Annotated in this window: 19 protein-coding genes and 2 pseudogenes; 10 read left to right on the plus strand and 11 right to left on the minus strand. The window is 60.0% G+C overall.

The genetic code is table 11. From position 1 onward, the window contains the following. Positions 1–445: 445 nt before the first annotated feature. The gene (locus tag Q8K09_RS05245; RefSeq protein ID WP_305253934.1) at positions 446–778 is read right to left on the minus strand and encodes a hypothetical protein; all 333 of its coding nucleotides are present in this window, start codon (positions 776–778) and stop codon (positions 446–448) included. Positions 779–1,834: 1,056 nt separating this feature from the next. Here Q8K09_RS05245 and Q8K09_RS21230 point away from each other — a divergent pair. Then, positions 1,835–2,611 (plus strand): annotated as a pseudogene (locus Q8K09_RS21230) (PAS domain-containing protein); the annotation flags it as partial. A gap of 102 nt (positions 2,612–2,713) precedes the next feature. After that, positions 2,714–3,154 (plus strand): annotated as a pseudogene (locus Q8K09_RS21235) (methyl-accepting chemotaxis protein); the annotation flags it as partial. A 45-nt stretch (positions 3,155–3,199) separates the two neighbouring features. Here the strand turns inward: Q8K09_RS21235 and Q8K09_RS05255 are convergent. After that, positions 3,200–3,475 (minus strand): hypothetical protein, encoded by a 276-nt coding sequence (locus Q8K09_RS05255; protein ID WP_305253936.1) that lies wholly within the window; start codon positions 3,473–3,475, stop codon positions 3,200–3,202. A 385-nt stretch (positions 3,476–3,860) separates the two neighbouring features. Here Q8K09_RS05255 and Q8K09_RS05260 point away from each other — a divergent pair, with 385 nt between their 5' ends. Next, positions 3,861–5,219: a diguanylate cyclase domain-containing protein gene (locus Q8K09_RS05260; protein ID WP_370869487.1), complete on the plus strand. Its 1,359-nt coding sequence runs from the start codon at positions 3,861–3,863 to the stop codon at positions 5,217–5,219. Between the two features lie 84 nt (positions 5,220–5,303). Here the strand turns inward: Q8K09_RS05260 and Q8K09_RS05265 are convergent, their stop codons facing one another. Continuing rightward, positions 5,304–5,450, minus strand: coding sequence for a hypothetical protein (locus tag Q8K09_RS05265; RefSeq protein ID WP_305253938.1), 147 nt, complete (start codon positions 5,448–5,450; stop codon positions 5,304–5,306). Next, positions 5,447–6,652, minus strand: a complete 1,206-nt coding sequence (locus Q8K09_RS05270; protein WP_305253939.1) for an alkane 1-monooxygenase — start codon at positions 6,650–6,652, stop codon at positions 5,447–5,449. Before Q8K09_RS05270 ends, Q8K09_RS05265 begins: the two co-directional genes overlap by 4 nt. Positions 6,653–6,879: 227 nt before the next feature. On the opposite strand from Q8K09_RS05270, the gene Q8K09_RS05275 reads away from it, so the two are divergent. Next, entirely contained in the window at positions 6,880–7,938 is a 1,059-nt protein-coding gene (locus tag Q8K09_RS05275; protein ID WP_305253940.1) for an AraC family transcriptional regulator, read from the plus strand. Positions 7,939–8,071: 133 nt separating this feature from the next. Next, on the plus strand, positions 8,072–8,758 hold the full coding sequence (locus tag Q8K09_RS05280) for a GNAT family N-acetyltransferase (protein ID WP_305253941.1): 687 nt from the start codon (positions 8,072–8,074) through the stop codon (positions 8,756–8,758). Between the two features lie 112 nt (positions 8,759–8,870). On the opposite strand, the gene Q8K09_RS05285 is transcribed toward Q8K09_RS05280, so the two are convergent. Beyond that, positions 8,871–9,062, minus strand: a complete 192-nt coding sequence (locus tag Q8K09_RS05285; protein WP_305253942.1) for a CsbD family protein — start codon at positions 9,060–9,062, stop codon at positions 8,871–8,873. 325 nt (positions 9,063–9,387) lie between these two features. On the opposite strand from Q8K09_RS05285, the gene Q8K09_RS05290 reads away from it, so the two are divergent. Beyond that, positions 9,388–9,687, plus strand: coding sequence for a hypothetical protein (locus Q8K09_RS05290; RefSeq protein WP_305253943.1), 300 nt, complete (start codon positions 9,388–9,390; stop codon positions 9,685–9,687). Between the two features lie 302 nt (positions 9,688–9,989). On the opposite strand, the gene Q8K09_RS05295 is transcribed toward Q8K09_RS05290, so the two are convergent. From Q8K09_RS05295 to Q8K09_RS05310, 4 genes are all read right to left on the minus strand, one after another. Next, complete coding sequence (locus Q8K09_RS05295; RefSeq protein WP_305253944.1) at positions 9,990–11,099, minus strand: NADH:flavin oxidoreductase; 1,110 nt, start codon at positions 11,097–11,099, stop codon at positions 9,990–9,992. Between the two features lie 57 nt (positions 11,100–11,156). Next, positions 11,157–11,750 (minus strand): TetR/AcrR family transcriptional regulator, encoded by a 594-nt coding sequence (locus Q8K09_RS05300; protein WP_305253945.1) that lies wholly within the window; start codon positions 11,748–11,750, stop codon positions 11,157–11,159. 283 nt (positions 11,751–12,033) lie between these two features. Beyond that, a complete protein-coding gene (locus tag Q8K09_RS05305; protein ID WP_305253946.1) occupies positions 12,034–12,516 on the minus strand; it encodes a glutathione peroxidase in 483 nt (160 codons plus the stop codon). Between the two features lie 329 nt (positions 12,517–12,845). Continuing rightward, a complete protein-coding gene (locus Q8K09_RS05310) occupies positions 12,846–13,331 on the minus strand; it encodes a peptidylprolyl isomerase (RefSeq protein ID WP_305253947.1) in 486 nt (161 codons plus the stop codon). On the opposite strand from Q8K09_RS05310, the gene Q8K09_RS05315 reads away from it, so the two are divergent. The 4 genes from Q8K09_RS05315 (at position 13,300) to Q8K09_RS05330 (ending at position 18,425) form a co-directional block, all read left to right on the plus strand. After that, a complete protein-coding gene (locus tag Q8K09_RS05315; RefSeq protein WP_305254028.1) occupies positions 13,300–13,659 on the plus strand; it encodes a DUF3565 domain-containing protein in 360 nt (119 codons plus the stop codon). The genes Q8K09_RS05310 and Q8K09_RS05315 overlap by 32 nt on opposite strands. Next, positions 13,660–14,847, plus strand: coding sequence for an acetate kinase (locus Q8K09_RS05320; RefSeq protein WP_305253948.1), 1,188 nt, complete (start codon positions 13,660–13,662; stop codon positions 14,845–14,847). Between the two features lie 19 nt (positions 14,848–14,866). Then, positions 14,867–16,960 (plus strand): phosphate acetyltransferase, encoded by a 2,094-nt coding sequence (gene pta / locus Q8K09_RS05325; protein ID WP_305253949.1) that lies wholly within the window; start codon positions 14,867–14,869, stop codon positions 16,958–16,960. Between the two features lie 538 nt (positions 16,961–17,498). Beyond that, the gene (locus Q8K09_RS05330) at positions 17,499–18,425 is read left to right on the plus strand and encodes an acyltransferase (RefSeq protein WP_305253950.1); all 927 of its coding nucleotides are present in this window, start codon (positions 17,499–17,501) and stop codon (positions 18,423–18,425) included. A 131-nt stretch (positions 18,426–18,556) separates the two neighbouring features. On the opposite strand, the gene Q8K09_RS05335 is transcribed toward Q8K09_RS05330, so the two are convergent. Together Q8K09_RS05335 and Q8K09_RS05340 are read right to left on the minus strand one after the other, a co-directional pair. After that, positions 18,557–19,213, minus strand: coding sequence for an OmpA family protein (locus Q8K09_RS05335; protein WP_304864506.1), 657 nt, complete (start codon positions 19,211–19,213; stop codon positions 18,557–18,559). Positions 19,214–19,326: 113 nt separating this feature from the next. Next, positions 19,327–19,971, minus strand: a complete 645-nt coding sequence (locus Q8K09_RS05340; protein WP_305253951.1) for an MBL fold metallo-hydrolase — start codon at positions 19,969–19,971, stop codon at positions 19,327–19,329. Positions 19,972–20,071: the final 100 nt, after the last annotated feature.

Genomic DNA, 20,071 nt, shown 5'->3' on the forward strand with positions numbered 1-20,071 from the left:
ATGAACCCTGCGAAACGCGCCACAAGGGCAAAACCATGCATTTGAAGGTGGCAAATGGCTTAGTTTTCGATTGAGACGCTGTTTTTTCGAGTTATTGAGGAAATCAGTCCGGGAAATGGCACTACTTCAGACCTTCCTTAGCCATGATAGTTCCTTAAGTGTGTCTATATTAAGTATATTAAATAGTTATTAGTCTATACCGCCAAGCATCTATTTATGAATCTAGAATAGAGCGAAACGAACCAATGTTCAACATGCACAACATAAAGACATAAAAGGCACTATTAAAAATTAAAGATACTGATAATTAGAAAGATTATCAAATAACAATGATTATGGTTATTAGCCTCTGCGGCTCCGCCTGAGTATGTCTAACAGCGCGCTAACAATCAGGGTGATTACAGTCAGTTGCCCAGCATGTAATTCTGCGATGGTAAACGTACAGCTAAACGCGGCTCCAGTGCTGGAAATGAATTCTGGGACTGTTCGCAGTATCTGAAGTGTCGTGGTGTCGTTCCGGGTAGAGCCCGATCGGCTCTTGGCCGAGCAGCTGACCGTCCGCGTCTTGGGTGGCGAACAAGTAGGCCTTCATATGGAAGCTGCTGCCGGCGCTTTCGTAGACGCGCACCTGGGCGCCGTCATCCTGCAGCAACATCAGGCTGCGCAGCGCTTCGGGGTCGGTGACGTCGAGGTAATCGCTGGTGACCACGCGCACCCGGGCGGGTAGCCCGCCCTCCTCGCCCGGCTTTAGCCGCGCCAGCAAATCGGGCAACAACAACGAAGCTGCGCACCGCCACAAGCTGACCGAAGTGCTGGCTGGCCAGCGCCGCCAGCGGGTATCGCTTCGAGAAAGCGCGCATACAACGCGCTCATGTCCACGGCGCTGGTATCGGCAAAAAACTGCTCGGCGTTCTGCTCATAGTAGCTGTGCGTGTCGCTCAAACTTCGCTTCTTTGTGCAACGACTAATACCGGGATGTCGAGGGTGCAGCGTACGTGATCGCCACTCGCTGAAGGCTGCCCTTTTAGCACAATGCGCATCGCCTGCTTAGCGCTTAGCCATCCGCATGCCTTGCTCAACCGTTGCCTCTGATTGCTTGCAGAGTGCCACCGCTTGCCTCCGGCGCTGGCCATAGACTCGGCGTAAAGCTGAGTCAGGTGGTCCTTAGTAGCAAGCCCAGGCCAGCTTTCTAATGAGCCATGCAAGCATGCGATGTCGTGATCCTGTACGCATCTAGAGTGTTTACTCGTACAGGTAAAGTTTTCGCACAGGTGCGGCAGGCCCCGAAGGGCTGCGCCTGAAGTATCTGGCTACTTGCTGGATCGGCCTGCATAGCGAGCCACACCGGTATGCACCGGCATGTACGTGCCTGCCGCGGAGAGCACCGCACTTGCGCGCACGAGGAGGTACTGGAATGGGCTCATATCGATTTCCCCCGTCGCCCGCCCCTTCTAAACATTGATCGTTCAGGCAGTCAGATGCACATGCCCTCTACGCCGCGTGCCTGCCTGTAAAACCACGGGTATTCCCGCTAGCATATCTGGGCTGGCATGCAGTTTTAAGGTAGCAGCGCGTCGTGATTTTCGACGATATTGGCGGGCGGCTGGCGCTAGGAATGTGCTGCAAGTTGGGCCGAGGTACAACGTGACTAAGCCCAAGGTGTGATGCCAGTGCCTACCGGGCTTCGCTACGCTCCATGCCAACCTACCCGTTGCCGCAATACCCAACAGCTGCACAGTCTAAAAATAATCTGCGGCTAGCCGATATGCTGCTCGTGACAATAAGAATTTATCTGCTGCGCCTTGGCAAAAGGGTGCGCTTTCGAGGCCTTTATATGTTCAATTCAACGCTTCGCAGTGAGTTACAACAGTGCCAACAGGAGTTAGCTGCGTACCAACAAGTGGTGGGGGCGATTCGCCACACATTTGCCGTGATCGAATTCACTGCTCAGGGCGAAATCCTGGATGCCAATCAACCCTTTCTCACGGTCATGGGCTATGGCTTGGACGAGCTTCGAGGCCAGCATCACCGCATGTTTTGCAGCCCAGAGCAGTCGGCCAGCGCTGCCTACGCGCAGTTCTGGCGACGCCTGGCCGGTGGCGAGAGTTTCAGTGATCGCTACATGCGTATTGCCAAGGGTGGCCGCGAGGTCTGGTTAGAGGCGCGCTACCTGCCGGTGCACAATGCCCAGGGGCAGGTGAGCCGAGTGATCAAGCTAGCAACCGATATCACCGAGCACATGCACGCTGAGTTTCAGCAGAAGAGTCATCTGAATGCGATCAACCGTTCAATGGCGGTGATCGAGTTCAACCTGGCCGGTGAGGTGCAAACCGCCAATGACAATTTCCTCAGCACCATGGGTTATCGGCTGGAGGAGATTCGCGGCAAACACCATCGCCAGTTCTGCACGCATGAAGAAGCCAGCAGCGAGACGTACCGTGGTTTCTGGCAGCGTTTGGGTCGTGGCGAAGTATTCTCTGGCCGCTACCAACGGGTCAGCAAGAGTGGCAAGGACGTTTGGTTGCGCGCGACTTACAACCCGCTGTTTGATGCCAACGGTCGTCAGTATGGGGTCGTCAAATTTGCCAGCGACATTACCGAGCAGGTTGAGCAGCGCGAAGCCGAATCAGCGGCAGCCCGTTTGGCCTATGAGATAGCCCAGCACACGGGCAGCAGTGCCGATGCTGGCAGCGAGACTGTCAGGGAGGCTGTGCATGTTGTGCACGGTGTGGCGCAGGAGCTGGTTGACGTGGCGCAGCGCATCGAAGCCCTGGGCGCGCAATCCGAACGCATCAGCAGCATTGTGCAGGTGATTCGAGGGATTGCCGAGCAAACCAACTTGCTGGCGCTGAACGCGGCCATCGAAGCGGCGCGAGCCGGTGAGCAAGGACGCGGTTTTGCCGTGGTGGCAGATGAGGTGCGTAACCTGGCGGCGCGTACCAGTCAGGCTACGGTTGAGATCAATGATGTAGTGCGCCTCAATCATGATCTGGCGTTGCAGGCGGTCAGTGGTATGGCTGGCAGCAAGGCGCAAGCAGAAAAAGGGGTGCTGCTGGTCAATCAGGCGGGCGAGATGATCCTGAAAATTCGTGAAGAAGCGCAGCGTGTAGTCGATGCCATCGGCCAGTTCAGTGACGTGGTTAAGGACGAATAACGTCTGCACCTAGACACCCTGGGCGGTTAACCGCCCGGCGTGACACTAGCCCCGGCCTGCCTCATTCAAAACCGCCTGCAGCAGCACAACCTTTCTCTGCAGTTGCGCCACATGCGCACGTTCGGCGCGGACGGCGCAACGCAGTTCCTGGTCGTTGCGCTGTAGCAGCTGCAGGCAGTCACTTTGCCGGGCGCTATGCCGGCACTGGGCGCCCAGCAGCGCTTGCAGATGGTTGCCGTGTACCAGCAGCACTGCGGCGAACAGGCCGAGCACCAGCAAGCCGCAGCCGGCGATCCCCATCAGTGCCCAGTTTGCTGTCATGCCTGCCCCTCCTGCAGCCGGGCTCTCACTTCAACCCGACACAATGCTATGTCGTGATTCTTTACGCATCTATATTGTTTACTCGTACAGGTAAAGTTTTCGCACAGGTGCGGCAGGCATGCAGCACAAGCAATCGGCCGTAGGCCGGGCACGCAAAGTACGGCAACGGGCCAACAGATCGGCGAGTAAACATCGACGGTATGCATGCAGCATCGGTTGAAGCGTTGCAGGTGAGTGGAGGGAGCGCTGACCGCGGGACAAGTAATACGTGGCAAACCACGCTTTCCATGAGGCGCTATTGCAGGCGTGAGTCTTGTGCCGGGTCACTGTGATCGAGAATCATCGTGCTAGCGAACCCTGATGGCATAACAGTATAGTCATTCGCATGACGTCAAAACTCCACCTGCCCCACGACAAACTACTGGACATGCTGCTGGACGTTGTCTGCGTAGTGGATAAAGAGGGTCGCTTTCTATCGGTAAGCGCGGCCAGCGAGCGCGTGTTTGGCTATCGGCCCGATGAAATGATTGGCCGGACCGCCTTTGAAATGATGCACCCGGACGATCGCATTTCCGGCCGGGCACTCGTAGAGCGCATTAATAGGGGCGAGCCTTCCCGCGATCATGAGAACCGTTATATTCATAAAGACGGTCATATCGTTCATATCATGTGGTCTGCCCAATGGCTTGAGACCGAGCAGGTGCGGGTGGGTGTGGCTCGGGATATTACCCAGCGCAAGCGTGCAGAAGCGATGCAAGCCGCGTTGTATGCAATATCGAACGCGACTCACTCGCCTGGCAATCTGCAGACGCTCTATCGGCGGGTGCACGAGGTGATTCGCCAGTTGCTGCCCGCCGAGAATTTTTTTTTGGCGTTATACGACGCGGCAGATGACCAGCTCAGTTTTCCGTACTTCGTTGATCAATTCGACGCACCGCTGCCACCCATGCCGCTGGCTTGCGGCACCTTCTGTGCCCAGGTGATTCGCTCCGCTGAAGCACTGTTGTTCACCGCCGAGCAGACGCTTGCAAAGACGGACACGGTGGCCGGTAAGCAGCCTCTGGACTGGCTGGGTGTGCCGCTGATCTCAGGCACGAAAACCATCGGTGCCCTGGTGCTCCAGAGCTATGCCGGGAGCGTGCACTACGACGAACAGGACAAGGAACTGCTGCAATTTGTCTCAAGCCAGGTGGCGGATGCGATTGAGCGCAAACGTACGCACGCTCGCCTGGAGTTTCTTGCGCAATACGACCAGCTGACTGAACTGCCAAACCGTGCGCTGTTCCTGGACCGCTTGTGCGGTTCTCTGCAGAGGGCGCAGAGAGGTTCCTTACGGCTGGCAGTACTTTATCTCGACATGGATAACTTCAAGCACATCAACGATACCTTTGGCCACACCACAGGCGACCATCTGCTGCGCGAAGTCGCTGAACGCCTCAGGCGCTGCGTACGTGAGTCCGATACTGTTGGCCGTTTGGGCGGTGATGAATTCGCCGTTCTGCTGGACAGCATCAACAGTCAGGAAGACGCCACCGTGGTGGCCGAGAAAATCCTTGTCGCCCTGAGTGACCCCTACGTGCTGGAAGGCAAAACGTTGATTAGTGCGCCAAGCCTGGGTGTCGCGGTATACCCCGAGCACGGCCAAAGTGATCTGCATCTGATTCGGCACGCAGATGAAGCCATGTATGTGGCCAAGCGCAGCGGGGGCAAGCGCTATATTGTTGCCAAGATGCCTGCACAGTAATCAACGCAGCGCCTGGCCTTGCGCTGCAACGGCTGCGAGCAATCACGGCACATAGGGTTTTACCCTTCAGGCCGCGAGGCGATGTCAGCCGGCGCTATCTTCGTCGAGTGCGATGAAGTCCGGCTTGTCGCGCACGCAGCACTGCGGGCAGTTGTAGTCTTCGATCGGCAAACGGGGTGGGGTGTCACCGTGCTGGCTGTCATATACATAACCACACTCTGGGCGGTTCATGCGCCCGCCTGCTGCTGGGCAGCCGGTTCTGCCTGCAGGCCGTATTGGCGAATCAGTTGCCGGCGTTTGGCGGGCAGGAAGTTGATGCGCTGGACATCGCCCTGCACAGCGGCGATCAGGCGCGGATTCATCACGCGGAACCACAGTGGCGGGATGTAGGCCGCGATAAACATGCCGAAATAGCCAGACGGTAGGCGCGGCAGGTCGGTGAAGTCACGCAGCGACTGGTAGCTGCGTGTCGGGTGAGCGTGGTGGTCGGAATGACGCTGCAAGTGGAACACCACCAGGTTGGAGATGATGTGGTTGCTGTTCCAGGAGTGACGCGGCAGGCAGGGTTCGTAGCGGCCATTGGGCAGTTTTTGCCGCACCAGGCCGTAGTGTTCGATGTAGTTGGCCGAGGTCAGCTGGAAGGCGCCCCAGAAGGCAACCAGCAGCAACACGGGCACCATCGCCGAGCCGAACAGGGCAATCAAACCACCGTAGAGGGCCAGGGTGACCAGGCCGGCCTGGACGATTTCGTTGTGCAAACTCCAGCTAGAGCGGCCTTGGTGCTGCATACGCTCGGCTTCCAGATCCCAGGCACGGAAGAAAGCACCCGGCAGTTCACGAAACATAAAGCGGTAGATGCTTTCGCCCATCTGCGAGGAGGCTGGGTCTTCCGGGGTGGCCACATGCCGGTGATGGCCGCGGTTATGTTCGATGGAGAAATGCCCGTAGCCGCCCAGCGCGGTGTTAAACAGGCCGATCTTGCGCCCCAGCCAGTCCTTCTTGTGCCCAAGTTCATGGCTGAGGTTGAGGCCGAAACCGAGTATCGAGCCTGTCACCAGCACCGTGGCCAGCCAGCTGTACCAGGGCAGCTCATGGGTGGCCAGGAAGATGCAGTTGAACAGCATGCCAAACCACAGCACCGGCACCACCGCATAGTTGATTGCGCGGTAATAGCCGTCTGCTTCCAGGGCCGGCACAGCAGACTCCAGCGGGTTGCTCAGGTCTTCTCCCAGCAACTTGTCCAGCAGCGGCAAGCCGATGTAAAACACCCCCAGCGCGACAAAAAACCACAGTTGGCTGGTCGCTCCCAGCAGATGAGCCAGCGGGCCAATGGTGACGCCAAGCGGCGCGAACACCGACAATAACCAGGCATAGCGTTTGCGGTCGCGGTAAACCGCTTGTTCAGTTACGGCGGTGGGCATTACGGCGCTCATACACGTTCCCTCAGGGTTTGCTGTGGAACCAGCATGACCGCAAGGATTGTCGGACAATACCGTTTACGCGGGCAGATAATCGTCATATGGTGCCAACGCGCCTCGTGGCGTTGAGCACGCCAGATGCCTGCGCTGCGGGCACAAACGTTTACTGGGCTGGATCATCGATTTTTTACCCCCGCCGACCGCTGACACTGGCGGCGGGCGATGCGTGCAGGAGCAGCCCCATGTCCAATGCCCAAGCCTGGCTTCAACCCTGTCTGCACCCGGTGTATGCACGCTTGCTGTGCGCCGAGTTGCGCCGCTGCGGTTTTGCACCGCAGCAGATCTTGGATGGCACGCGCCTGGACTGGACGGCGATGCACACGGACAACCGTTTTCTCAGCTTTGCCCAGTTTCGCCGTCTGGTGCTGCGTGGGCTGGAGCTCAGCCAGTGCCCATGGCTGGGGCTGCGCGTTGGTGCCAGCACCCAGCTGTCGACCCACGGCGCGCCTGGCGTACTCGCCATGGCCAGCCCGAACGTGGCGCAGGCACTGCTGGCCATGCAACGCTTCGTCAGCCTGCGCGAGAATCTGGGCACCTTTAGCATCGAGCATGCAGACAATCTGACGCTGCAACTGCACGAGAGCGTGCACAGCGACGATGTCCGCGAATACGTGCTGGGGCATATCCTGGCAGGCACGCTCAACCTGCTGCAAACCGTCAGCGGTCAGGCCTTGCACAGCCAGGCCATGATCCGCTGGCCCTTCGCCGAACCGCCCTGGGCGCACGCCTATCGGGAGCTGTACCCGCAGTCGACCTTCAATGCCCCGCGCCTGCAGGTGCAACTGCCCCTGGCGTTACTCGACTGCCCGAGCCTGGGCTGCGACAGCGAAGCCCAGCGCCTGGCCCTGCGCGACTGCGAGCATCAGCTCAAACAATTGAAGAGTGGCAGTCTGAGCCAGCGGATTCATCAGCGGCTGCTGGCCTGCGATGGCCACTACCCGAGCCTCGACCAGATGGCAGCCGTTGAGTGTATGGCGCCGCGCACCCTGCTGCGTCACCTGAGCGAGGAAGGCGTCAACTATCAGCAATTGCTCGACAGCGTGCGCGAGGAGCTGGCCTGCTGGCTGTTGCTGCAAACCCCGTTGAGTGTTGAGGCCATCGCCGAACGCCTGGGTTATCAGGACACCTCCAACTTCAGCCGCACCTTCAGGCGCTGGCTGGGCGTGACCCCACGCGCCTTTCGCCAAAGGGCGATAGACGACCCACAAGGTTTTCGCGGCCCCGGCGGCGCGGTCATTTAACGATTAAAATTCACCGCCGCACTTTAGTCTTTTGCATTCAGCACCCGTATGGGAACGATCAAACCAGGCGAGCGTTACAATGCCGCCAACGCCGATTCCCCCAATCGGGCCTGCCCCCGGAGCCAGACTCACGATGTTCACCCTTGTACACCTGAACACCCCGCCGCCCGAGTCACTGAAAGCCCAGGTCCTGCAAATGGTCGTGGACTACCTCAGCGACATCAGCCCGGTGTCGCTGAGACCCAGCAATCCCCTGTATCAGCTGTACCAGTACGTCATCGGCTACGAGATGCATCTTTATCTACAGGCGATGGACAGTGCCTCGGACACTACGGCGCAGCTGATCCTGGCCCTGGACGATCTGGACCCCTCCCAGGTGCTGGGCTTTGCCCTGTACCTGCCGGCCAAGGATTACCCAGAGGCCTGCACCCTGGCCTATATGGCTGTGCACGCCAGCCAACGCCGGCAGGGCGTTGCCCGGGCCATGCTGGGAAAAATCATCACGCGCCGCCCCCATGCCGAACTGGCCTGTGTGGCCAGTAAAGTGCCGTATTTCGAGGCCATGGGTTTTAAGGTACTGGCTGCGCGGGGGCCGCAGGTGCTGATGAGTACTCGCAGCCGTGGTTCGGACGGCATGGTGGCGGTGCAAGACCTGGCGCCGATCTACCAATCCGAGGAAGTCCGGCAGATCCACACCTACCTGCTCAAGCAGCACGGCAAGAAGGCCATGAGCGAGGCGGAAAAACAACGCGACCGCCAGCTCGACCAAATGGCGCAACACGCTCAGGCACTGGTGCGCGAGCGCTTTTCTATTAATTAATTTCTATATATATCAGCTGCTTGGGTAGATCAATCGCCGGACCAGGCAGCCGGCAGCCAAGCTGCCGCGCAACACCTGTCCGCCGGCCATTGGTGACCATGGCCGGGATCGATCAGGCCTTGTCGACGCCGTCCTTGATTACGTCTTTGACGTCACCCTTGAGCTGTTGCGCCTTGCCCTTCACTTGCTGGCCAACACCTTCGCCTTCAAGCTTCGGATTGTCGGTGGCCTTGCCGATAGTTTCTTTCACTTTGCCGATGGCTTCGTTGACGTTACCTGTGATCTTGTCTTTTGTGCTGCTCATGGCTCACCTCATTTCGATGGGTTACAGAGAGTGGAACGCTGCGCGGCGTTATCGTTCTATTTATTTGACGTGTGAATTACCCACACGGGTCTGTGGGGCGGGCAACGCGTTGCGTGCCCCTTAGCAGGCCCGCGACCTGTTTGGCGGCGGAGCAGCTCGATCGACGTCGCGGCGCAGGTCGCGCATTCCTGGGGTGCTGGGCTGTGGTTGCTGGCGTCTGCCCGCCCACACACATGGTCGCGACCGCCCCTGAGGCAACGGAACCTTCGCGGCTTTTTTGGCACTAAACCGGCAACCTTTTCTCCATATGCCGGGATACTCTGCCATGCGCACCACCGTCCGCCTGCTCCTGCTGAGCACCGCTGCCCTGACATTATCCGCCTGCTTCAATAGCCCCCCACCCATCGACCTGAGTGGCCTGTGCACCTTCAACACCGATCCCCAGGCGGAACGCTGCAAGCCCGGCCAGATGGCCTGGTTCCGTCCGGATCAGGGCGCGTTGATCAGCGAGGAAATGGCCCTGAGCGTGGCGGCGGCCTACTGCGACTTCAACCATCCAGTGATGCACAACCGCGCCGGCGTGCTCTGCGTATTCACCGACCAACGCCTGGCCGTCGCAAAATAACCGCGCGGCCCATGTCCACGGATTACCCCCGCGACGGTACTCCGACGATCCTTGCAGATAAAAAGCCCAACGAGAGGTGCAATGCTGTTCACTTAAGCAGCCATCTCTGGGCGCCTGCCGTAGCCATGCACCCACCCGTAGCCCGGAAGCAATCCGGGAGCGATTATCAAGCGCCAGACTTGCCCCGGATTTCATCCGGGCTACAAAAAAATGCTGCTCACTTGGCTTAAGTGAACAGCATTGCCGATACGTCGGGGCTTAGCGGGTGTTGCGCCGTTGTGCGGCGCGCACTTAAACGTCAATCAGACCAGGGTGGCCAGCGCACTGCGACTGAACGGCAGGATGTCCTGCTCGCGACCTTCGCGTACCTTGACGGCCCAATCCGGGTCGACCAGTAGCGCACGGCCCACGGCCACCAGATCGAACTCCTGATTGTTCAGGCGCTCCAGCAGGTTTTCCAGGCTGGCAGGCTCGGCTACTTTGTCGGTGTTGACCATGAACTGCAGGAACTCGCCGTCCAGGCCGACGCTGCCGACGGTGATGGTCGGTTTGCCGGTGAGCTTGCGCGTCCAGCCGGCCAGATTGAGGTCGGAACCTTCAAATTCCGGCTCCCAGAAGCGTCGGGTCGAGCAGTGAAAGATATCCACCCCAGCCTCGGACAGCGGCTTGAGGAAAGCGCCCAGCTCTTCCGGGGTTTGCACCAGACGGGCGCTGTAGTCCTGCTGCTTCCACTGCGAGAAGCGGAAGATGATCGGGAAGTCCGGGCCGACTGCGGCGCGCACGGCCTGGATCAGTTCGATGGCGAAGCGCGAACGCTGGGCCAGGTCGCCGCCGTATTCGTCAGTACGCTGGTTGCTGCCTTCCCAGAAGAACTGGTCGACCAGGTAACCATGGGCGCCGTGGATTTCCACGCCGTCCATGCCGATGCGCTGGGCATCCTTGGCGGCCTGGGCGAAGGCTGCGATAACCTCCTGGATATCCTCGTGAGTCATGCCATGGACCACAACAACGTCATCCTTGATCTTCTCGCTCGGGCCATAGCCCGGCACGCTGGCATCCGGCTCGGTGCCCAGCTTGCGCACATTACCCACGTGCCACAGCTGCGGAACGATCTTGCCGCCTTCGGCATGCACCGCCTCGACCACTTTCTGCCAGCCGGCCAGGGCATCTTCGCCGTAAAAACGCGGCACATTGGGGTAACCGTTTGCGGCCTTGTGGTCCACGGTGGTGCCTTCGGTGACGATCAGGCCAACGCCCGCTGCGGCACGGCGACGGTAATACTCAATGACCTTGCTATTGGGTACGCCGCCCGGCGAAAAGGAGCGGGTCATGGGCGCCATCACCACACGGGTTGGCAACTCCAGGGAACCGAGGCTGAAGGGTTGAAACAGCGCTTTTACCGGGTCGTTCATGATCATTCCTCTAGCCGGCCATATGACCGGTCGTCTACTTGATAGATTTTTAAAAAATCAGGGCTGCAGCAACAACCGTAAACGCTGCATGAAGTCTTCCAGCACGCGGGTATTGCTCGACACTTTCAGGCGGGTCAGAGCACCCTGCCAGGCGCTGGCAATAAAACTCGCAAGGTTGGCGCAATCTTCCTCGGCGGCCAGTTCACCGCTGCTTTGCATCTGCTCCAGACAAGCCTGCAGAATGTCTGCCGAGCGCTGCAAGATGGCGTCGACCTCGACACCGAGGCTCGGCGACAACTCGGCCATTTCGAAGCTCAGGCTGCCGATAAAGCAGTAGTACTCGCGTTTTTCCTGGCGCGTGAAATGCTCAACCAGCTCGCCGTAGTAATCGAGAATGCGCTGACATGGACTCAAGGCCGGGTTCGCCAGAGCCTGGGCATAACGCTGCAGTCGCGGCCCGTAGACCTGTTGCAGGGCCTGCAGGGCGAAGTCTTCCTTACTCGCGAAGTAATGGTAGAAAGAGCCCTTGGGCACACCGGCGGCCTGGACGATTTCCTGCACGCCAGCGCCGTGATAACCGCGACGGGCCATCACCTCGGCGCCTTTGGCGAGGATCAGGTCACGCTTATCGAATCGTTGGGTAACAGTCATACCAGCAAGGATATGACCGGTCGTCTCGCCCCGCCCAGCACTATAGGTTTGCGTGATGAGCGGCTACAACGAAGGAATGGAGAGGCAGTCCATACAAGGTCTGCCGCATCGTAGGGGGGATGACGCTCTATCCATCCACCAATAGCGCTAGGGGATGACAAAGGCGTCAGCTACTCGCCCCGATCTACCCTACATCGCTCCCGTAGCCCGGATGCAATCCGGGAACCGTATCCGGCGCACGGTATTCCCCGGAATGCATCCGGGCTACGGGACTTGAGGCCTTTCAGCCCAAGGCTTTTTCGATGGCCTGGATCACTGCAGGGTCATCCGGCGCAGTCCGTGGCGAGAAACGCGCCAGCACCCGGCCGTCCTGACCGACCAGGAATTTCTCGAAATTCCAGGTGATATCACCTGGAAATTCCGCCCCCTCACCGGCCAGCAGGCGGTACAGCGGATGACGATCAAGGCCATTGACCTCGATCTTGCTCCCCAAGGGGAAGCTCACCCCATAGTTGAGGCTGCAAAACTCGCGAATCGCCTCTTCGCTGTCAGGTTCTTGCTCGGCAAACTGGTTGCACGGCAAGCCAAGCACGGCAAACCCTTGCGCATGGTATTGCTGATAGAGTTTTTCCAGCCCAGCGTATTGCGGGGTCAGGCCACACTTGGAGGCGACGTTGACCACCAGTACAACCTGCCCGTTGAATGGTGCCAGCGGTAAATCCTGACCATCCAATGCACGCAGATTGAGGTCGTGAAAGGCACTCATGACTAGCTCCTTGAAAACACTTCGAATGACCTGAAAAAGACAAAAAAGGCGCCTTCATGAAGGCGCCTTTGTTGTTTAACTCAGCTTAGCAGCCGACGGCACAGTTGCTACGACCACAAGTCGTTTTAAGCAAGCGGCCAAAACCTGATTCACAACATCGCGAGCTGGTGCCAGGCAAGGCAGGCAGCACGAGCTAACAGCTTGCCTGGTCGACGACGCGAGCCAGATTGACTCGCTTCATTCGCCCTGCGGGTCAGCTTTCGCCGTTGCTTGGCGTCGCCAGGTTGCAACGCAACATGGCCGACGCGCAGCAAGTCGTGAGCGGGTTCTCAGTGCTGGTGACCGCCTTCGCCATGCACGTGACCATGAGCCACTTCTTCGTCACTGGCATCACGTATGTCAACCACTTTGACCTTGAAGCTTAGGCGCTGGCCGGCCAAGGGGTGGTTGCCGTCGACGATCACGTCGTCGCCTTCCAGCTCACGAACGGTAACGATCTGCATGCTGCCGTCCGGGCCGGAGGCGTGAAACTGCATACCGACTTCCATTTCGTCGACGCCTTCAAACATGCTGCGGTTGAGCGTTGCGACCAGTTCGGCGCTGTACTCGCCGTAAGCGTCTTCCGGCTCGACTGTTACGTCCAGCTCGTCGCCAACTTGTTTGCCAAGCAGCGCTTTTTCCAGACCAGCAATGATGTTGCCGGCACCGTGCAGATAAACCAGCGGCGCGCCGCCAGCGGAACTATCTATCACCTCACCGGCATCGTTGGTCAGGGTATAGTCGATAGAGACAGCCTTATTGAGGGCGATCAGCATGGGGCGAGACCTTCTGCGTAGAAATAAAGAACGGACAAGTTTAACCAAGGGTGCGCGCGAAAGCGAACCCAGTGCTGACCGACGGCAGGAGGTGTCCTTGGTGCGACTGATTGACTTTGGTCAGGACGCAGACGGCCATTGGCTGGCAATCTTGTCCTGTGGTCATACTCAACACCTACGCCATCAGCCGCCTTGGCAAAATCGCGCGTGGGTACTCGACGCCAAACAACGCAATATTCGCCTGGGCCAGCCGTTCGCATGCGGCTGGTGCACGGCAGCTGTCGCGTCCGACGCAGCCAACCCGAGCGACACAGACAAGGAACGGTAAATGCCGGCACGCAATATTCTGGTAATCAACTGCGGCAGTTCGTCGATCAAATTCGCCCTGGTTAATGAAGCCCACTCGCAACCCACGCTCAGCGGCCTGGCCGAACGCCTCGGCAGTCATGATGCAGTGTTGCACTGGCAGCGCGGCGGCGAGAAAGACAGCCTGATGATCCCCAATGGCGATCACCGTGCAGCCCTCGCCCAATTATTGCCGCTGGTACAGGGTGCTGCTGGCGGCAAGCTGCACGGTATCGGCCACCGCGTGGTGCATGGCGGCGAACATTTCACCGCGGCCAGCCGCCTGGATGACGCCACCTTGCGCGCCATTCGCGCCACCGCACCGCTGGCGCCGCTGCACAACCCGGCCAACCTGCAGGGCATTGAGGCGGCGATCAAGCTGTTCCCCAACCTGACCCAGGTGGCCGTGTTCGACACTGCCTTCCACCAGACCCTGCCCGAACACGCCTTTCGTTATGCGCTGCCAGACAACCTCTATCGCGAGCACGGCGTACGCCGTTATGGCTTCCACGGCACCAGCCATCGTTACGTCAGCCACCGCGCAGCGGAACTCGCCGGCCTCTCGGTGGGTGACAGCAGCTGGCTGGTGGCGCACCTGGGCAATGGCTGTTCGACCTGCGCCATCGTCAATGGCCAGAGCCGCGATACCAGCATGGGCTTGACCCCGCTGGAAGGCTTGGTGATGGGCACCCGCAGCGGCGATGTCGACCCCAACCTGCACGGCCACCTGGCCCGCACCCTGGGCTGGAGCCTGGAGCGCATCGATCAGATGCTGAACCAGGAAAGCGGCCTGCTCGGCCTGTCCGGGCTGTCCAACGACATGCGCAGCCTGGAGCAAGCCCGTGAGCAGGGCCACGTCGGCGCCACCCTGGCCATCGAGGTGTTCTGCTACCGGCTGGCCAAATCCCTGGCCGCCATGAGCTGCGCACTGCCGCAGTTGGACGGGTTGATCTTCACCGGCGGCATCGGCGAGAACTCGCCGCTGATCCGCAGCAAGACCGTGGCTCACCTCAAACTGTTCAACCTGGCCCTGGACAAGGAAGCCAACGCCCGCAGCGTGCGCGGCGTAGGCGGCCCGATCCAGGCCTATGGCCACCCACGCGTGCTGGTAGTACCAACCAACGAAGAACGCCAGATCGCCCTCGACACCCTGGCCCTGCTCAACGCCTGAGCGCCCCACCGGAGACACCATGCACACCTTCTTTATCTCGCCCACCGGCTTTGGCGTCGGCCTCACTTCCATCAGCCTCGGCCTGGTTGGTGGCCTGGAGCGCGCCGGCCTCAAGGTCGGCTTCTTCAAGCCGATCGCCCAGCCCCACCAGGGCGACGATGGCCCGGAACGCTCCAGCGAGCTGATTGCCCGCACCCACGGCCTGCACTCGCCAAAACCGCTGGCCCTGGCACACGTCGAGCGCATGCTCGGCGACGGTCAACTGGATGAACTGCTCGAAGAAATCATCAGCCTTTACCACCAGGCTGCCGCCGGCAAAGATGTGGTCATCGTCGAAGGCATGGTGCCCACTCGCCAGGCCAGTTATGCGGCGCGGGTCAACTTTCACCTGGCCAAGAGCCTGGATGCCGACGTGATTCTGGTCTCGGCACCGGAGCAGGAAAGCCTGAGCGAACTGTGCGACCGGGTGGAAATCCAGGCGCAACTATTTGGCGGCCCGCGAGACCCGAAAGTGCTCGGCGTGATCATCAACAAGGTGCGCAGTGAAGATGGCATCGAGGCTTTCTGCGAGCGGCTGATGGAGCATTCCCCGCTGCTCAAGAGCGAAGACTTCCGCCTGCTCGGCTGCATCCCCTGGCAGGACGAACTGAACGCCCCGCGCACCCGCGACATCGCCGACCTGCTCGGCGCGCGCGTGCTCAATGCCGGCGACTACGAGCAACGACGCATGCTCAGAATCATGCTCTGCGCCCGCGCCGTGGCCAACACCGTGCAACTGCTCAAGCCCGGCACGCTGGTGGTGACCCCCGGCGATCGTGACGACATCATCCTCGCCGCCAGCCTGGCGGCAATGAACGGCATGCCGCTGGCCGGCTTGCTGCTGTGCAGCGATTTTGTGCCCGACCCGCGGATCATGGAACTGTGCCGTGGCGCGCTGCAAAGCGGCCTGCCGGTCATGACGGTACGCACCGGCTCCTACGACACCGCCACCGACCTCAACCGGTTGAACAAGGAAATCCCGGTGGACGACAAGGAGCGCGCGCAGAAAGTCGCCGACTTCGTCGCCAGCCATGTCGACCACGACTGGCTGCGTACCCGTTGCGGCACCCCACGGGAATTGCGCCTGTCGCCCTCCGCGTTTCGCTATCAGTTGGTCCAGCGCGCCAAGGCCGCGGACAAACGCATCGTCCTGCCAGAAGGCAGCGAGCCACGCACCATCAAGGCGGCTGCCATCTGCCAGGCGCGCGGCATTGCTCGCTGCGTGCTGCTGGCCAAACCGGAAGAGGTGCATGCCGTGGCCCAGGCTCAGGGCATCGAGCTGCCGGCAGGGCTGGAAATCCTCGACCCGGACCTGATCCGCGAGCGCTATGTCGAATCCATGATCGAACTGCGCAAGGGCAAGGGCCTCAACGCACCAATGGCCCTGGCGCAACTGGAAGACAACGTGGTGCTCGGCACCATGATGCTGGCCCTGGACGAGGTCGACGGCCTGGTCTCCGGCGCCATCCACACCACCGCCAACACCATTCGCCCGGCCCTGCAGCTGATCAAGACCGCACCGGGCTACAACCTGGTGTCCTCGGTGTTCTTCATGCTGCTACCTGACCAGGTACTGGTCTATGGCGACTGCGCGGTCAATCCAGACCCAACTGCAGCACAACTGGCGGAGATCGCCGTGCAAAGCGCCGCCTCGGCCACGGCCTTCGGCATCGAACCGCGGGTAGCGATGCTTAGCTACTCCACTGGCGACTCGGGCACCGGCGAAGAGGTCGAGAAAGTCCGCGAGGCCACCCGCCTGGCCAAGCTGATAAACCCGGACCTGTTGCTCGACGGCCCGCTGCAGTACGACGCCGCAGCGATCGAAAGCGTAGGCCGGCAGAAGGCGCCAAACAGCCCGGTAGCCGGCCGCGCCACGGTATTCGTGTTCCCCGACCTGAATACCGGCAACACCACCTACAAGGCGGTGCAGCGCAGCGCCGACTGCATCAGCGTCGGTCCCATGCTGCAAGGCCTGCGCAAGCCGGTCAACGACCTGTCCCGCGGCGCGCTGGTCGACGACATCGTCTACACCATCGCCCTGACTGCCATCCAGGCAGCCGACTTGCCCAAGTAGCCTGTCTCATTGAGCTGCGTCGCGTTGCGCCTCAGGCAACGCGACCCGGTTTATCGCCTCGCAACCGTTAACGGGTTTCATCCAAAGCTTCGCGGACAAGTCCCCTCCCACAAGGTCACCGCACAACCTCGTAGGAGGGGCAATGCTGTTCACTTAAGCCAAGTGAGCAGCGTTTTTTGTAGCCCGGATGAAATCCGGGGGAAGTCTGGCGCTTGAAAATCGCTCCCGGATTGCATCCGGGCTACGGGTGGGTGCATGGCTACGACAGGCGCCCAGAGATGGCCGCTTAAGTGAACAGCATTGCCGTAGGAGGGGACTTGTCCGCGACAGCAATCGCCGGCGCGCCGTCGTTCATGCACGCTTGCACCCCAGCCTGGATTTCAAGCCGCCTTCGCCCAAGCATGACCAGACGGTCAGCTCCAGCACTTGCAGTCCGGTGCTCAGGCGCTAACCTGTGCGCCGAACGACCCACGGTGGAGCACCCTGGGCTATAAACGATCCGGGGCAAATGCCCCCCTTTGCGGAGGCATTTGCCCCCATGCTGCATTTTCTGCCCGCCGCCCTGCGCGGCCTGATTGGCGCAAGCCTGCTGGCCCTGAATACGCTGTTCTGGTGTTGGCCGCTGTTTTTCCTCGCCCTGCTCAAACTGCTGCTGCCGATACCCGCGCTACAGCGCCGGCTGCGCGACCTTATGCATGGAATTGCCGAGGCGTGGATTTCCAGCAACAAGTGCTGGATGGACCTGCTTTCCCAGACCCGCTGGCACATCCAGGGCATCGAGCGTTTCGACAAACAGCACACCTACCTGGTGACGAGTAACCACCAGAGCTGGGTCGACATTCTGGTGCTGCAATATCAACTCAACCGCCGCATGCCGCTGCTCAAGTTCTTCCTCAAGCAGGAATTGATCTGGGTGCCTGTCATCGGCCTGTGCTGGTGGGCGCTGGAGTTTCCCTTCATGAAGCGCTTCAGCAAGGAATACCTGGCCAAGCACCCGGAAAAGCGTGGCCAGGATCTAGCAACCACCCGCAAGGCCTGCGAGCGCTACAAAACTAACCCGGTGTCGGTCTTCAATTTCCTCGAAGGCACACGCTTCACCCCGGCCAAGCATGCCGCGCAGGGTTCGCCATTGCGCTACCTGCTCAAACCCAAGGCGGGCGGCATCGCGTTCGTGCTCGACGCCATGGGCGAACAACTGCACAGCATCGTCAACGTCACCATCCACTACCCGCAGGGCATCCCGGGCTTCTGGCAACTGCTCAGCGGCGAGATCGGCGAGGTTGTGGTGAACTTCAATGAATTGCCGATCCCGCAACAGTTCATCGGCCGCAACTATGATCAGGACGACGCCTACCGCCTCAGCTTTCAGCAATGGGTCAACCAGTTGTGGCAAGACAAGGACGCCGAGTTGGAGCGCCTGCATCAGCAGTACCCCGACCGTCGCACCAAGCCCCAGAGCCGGTAAGGCATTACGAGAGCGCCGACACCGCTGGCACAACGTAAAAGGCTATGTAGCCGTTAGCTGTTGCAGCACAAAAAAAGGCCCCCTGCTGCAGGAGGCCTTTTTGTTGTGCGTCACATCAGAACAACTGGCTACTACAGCGGGCGCAGGTTGATCTCGACGCGGCGATTCTGCGCACGGCCGGCTTCGCTGGCATTGCTGGCGATGGGCTGGTTCGGCCCGGCACCGTAGGAAGAAATCCGCGACTGCATTACGCCATTGGCGGACAGGTAGGAAGCGACGCTTTGCGCGCGGCGATTCGACAGGTTCTGGTTCAGCTCCAACGAGCCGGTGCTATCCGTGTGACCGACGATATCGATACCGTTCTTGTCAAATTCCTTGAATACCGTGACCAGGGAATTGAGGGTCGGGTAGAAGCCGCTGGAAATATCCGCCGAGTTGCTGGCGAAGGTGATATTGCCCGGCATGATCAATTTCAGGTCATCGCCGTTGCGCTGTACCTGCACGCCAGTACCTTGCAGGGTCTGACGCAGTTTGGCTTCCTGGGTGTCAACGTAGTAGCCATAACCACCACCGGCGGCACCACCCACTGCTGCGCCGATCAAGGCACCTTTGGCCCGGTCTTTCTTGCTCGACGTCGCCGCACCAATCACCGCACCGGTTACCGCGCCAACACCACCGTAGATCCCGGCTTTACCGGCTTCACGTTCGCCAGTGTAGGGGTTGGTGGTGCAGCCAGCGAGGAAGGTAATGCCCACTGCTGCAAATGCCAGATTGCGCCATTTAGTCATGCTTGTTCCTTTATTTTTTCGTGTTGTGACAGATCTTTATCCGGGTTTTCGAACCTGAATCAGACGTTAAGTTCCGATCCAGCTTAGCAATATCTGCCAGGAATATTTGCCAATCATGCCCGCACGAATGGGTTCTCGCGCATTTCATCGCCCAGACGGGTGTCGTCGCCGTGGCCGGTGACGACCGTGGCGTCCTCGTCCAGGCGGTACAAGCGCTGCTTGATCGAACGCTCGATGGTCTTGTAGTCCCCACCCCACAAATCGGTGCGACCGATACCACGCTTGAACAGGGTATCGCCGGCAATCAGCAGCTTGTCCTGGGGGAACCAGAAACTCATCGAACCCGGCGTATGCCCCGGCGTGTGCAGCGCGACCCCGCAACCGCAATCCAACGCCTGATCATCGCTCAACCATTGATCCGGCGCCGGCACCGGCACATAGGGCACGCCGAACATGCTGCATTGCATCTCCAGATTGTCCCAGAGGAACTGATCTTCCTTGTGCAGGTGCAGGGTCGCGCCGGTCTTCTCCTTCATCTGCCCGGAAGCGAGGAAGTGATCCAGATGGGCGTGGGTATGGATGATGCTCACCACCTTGAGGCCATGAGCCTCCAGGCGCGCCATGATCAACTCCGGATTGCCACCCGGATCGACCACAATCGCCTTCTTGGTCAGCGGGTCGCCGATGATCGTGCAGTTGCACTGCAAAGGCCCGACAGGGAAGGTTTCGCGGATTAGCGCGGGTTGAGAGGCTTGCATAGAGGCTCCACGAGGTTGAATGGCACAATTTTGGCACGCTCGGCCTGAAAAATGCCAAGCAAGTAAGGCCCGATCAGCGGCATACCACAGCAGATGCAAA

The organism is Pseudomonas sp. (genome assembly GCF_030683065.1).
Classification (GTDB): domain Bacteria; phylum Pseudomonadota; class Gammaproteobacteria; order Pseudomonadales; family Pseudomonadaceae; genus Aquipseudomonas.

Coding starts and splice junctions, on each gene's coding strand:
- Q8K09_RS05255 (WP_305253936.1), bottom strand. CDS start 3,475: ATGACAGCAAACTGGGCACTGATGGGGATCGCCGGCTGCGGCTTGCTG.
- Q8K09_RS05260 (WP_370869487.1), top strand. CDS start 3,861: ATGACGTCAAAACTCCACCTGCCCCACGACAAACTACTGGACATGCTG.
- Q8K09_RS05265 (WP_305253938.1), bottom strand. CDS start 5,450: ATGAACCGCCCAGAGTGTGGTTATGTATATGACAGCCAGCACGGTGAC.
- Q8K09_RS05270 (WP_305253939.1), bottom strand. CDS start 6,652: ATGAGCGCCGTAATGCCCACCGCCGTAACTGAACAAGCGGTTTACCGC.
- Q8K09_RS05275 (WP_305253940.1), top strand. CDS start 6,880: ATGTCCAATGCCCAAGCCTGGCTTCAACCCTGTCTGCACCCGGTGTAT.
- Q8K09_RS05280 (WP_305253941.1), top strand. CDS start 8,072: ATGTTCACCCTTGTACACCTGAACACCCCGCCGCCCGAGTCACTGAAA.
- Q8K09_RS05285 (WP_305253942.1), bottom strand. CDS start 9,062: ATGAGCAGCACAAAAGACAAGATCACAGGTAACGTCAACGAAGCCATC.
- Q8K09_RS05290 (WP_305253943.1), top strand. CDS start 9,388: ATGCGCACCACCGTCCGCCTGCTCCTGCTGAGCACCGCTGCCCTGACA.
- Q8K09_RS05295 (WP_305253944.1), bottom strand. CDS start 11,099: ATGAACGACCCGGTAAAAGCGCTGTTTCAACCCTTCAGCCTCGGTTCC.
- Q8K09_RS05300 (WP_305253945.1), bottom strand. CDS start 11,750: ATGACTGTTACCCAACGATTCGATAAGCGTGACCTGATCCTCGCCAAA.
- Q8K09_RS05305 (WP_305253946.1), bottom strand. CDS start 12,516: ATGAGTGCCTTTCACGACCTCAATCTGCGTGCATTGGATGGTCAGGAT.
- Q8K09_RS05310 (WP_305253947.1), bottom strand. CDS start 13,331: ATGCTGATCGCCCTCAATAAGGCTGTCTCTATCGACTATACCCTGACC.
- Q8K09_RS05320 (WP_305253948.1), top strand. CDS start 13,660: ATGCCGGCACGCAATATTCTGGTAATCAACTGCGGCAGTTCGTCGATC.
- pta (WP_305253949.1), top strand. CDS start 14,867: ATGCACACCTTCTTTATCTCGCCCACCGGCTTTGGCGTCGGCCTCACT.
- Q8K09_RS05330 (WP_305253950.1), top strand. CDS start 17,499: ATGCTGCATTTTCTGCCCGCCGCCCTGCGCGGCCTGATTGGCGCAAGC.
- Q8K09_RS05335 (WP_304864506.1), bottom strand. CDS start 19,213: ATGACTAAATGGCGCAATCTGGCATTTGCAGCAGTGGGCATTACCTTC.
- Q8K09_RS05340 (WP_305253951.1), bottom strand. CDS start 19,971: ATGCAAGCCTCTCAACCCGCGCTAATCCGCGAAACCTTCCCTGTCGGG.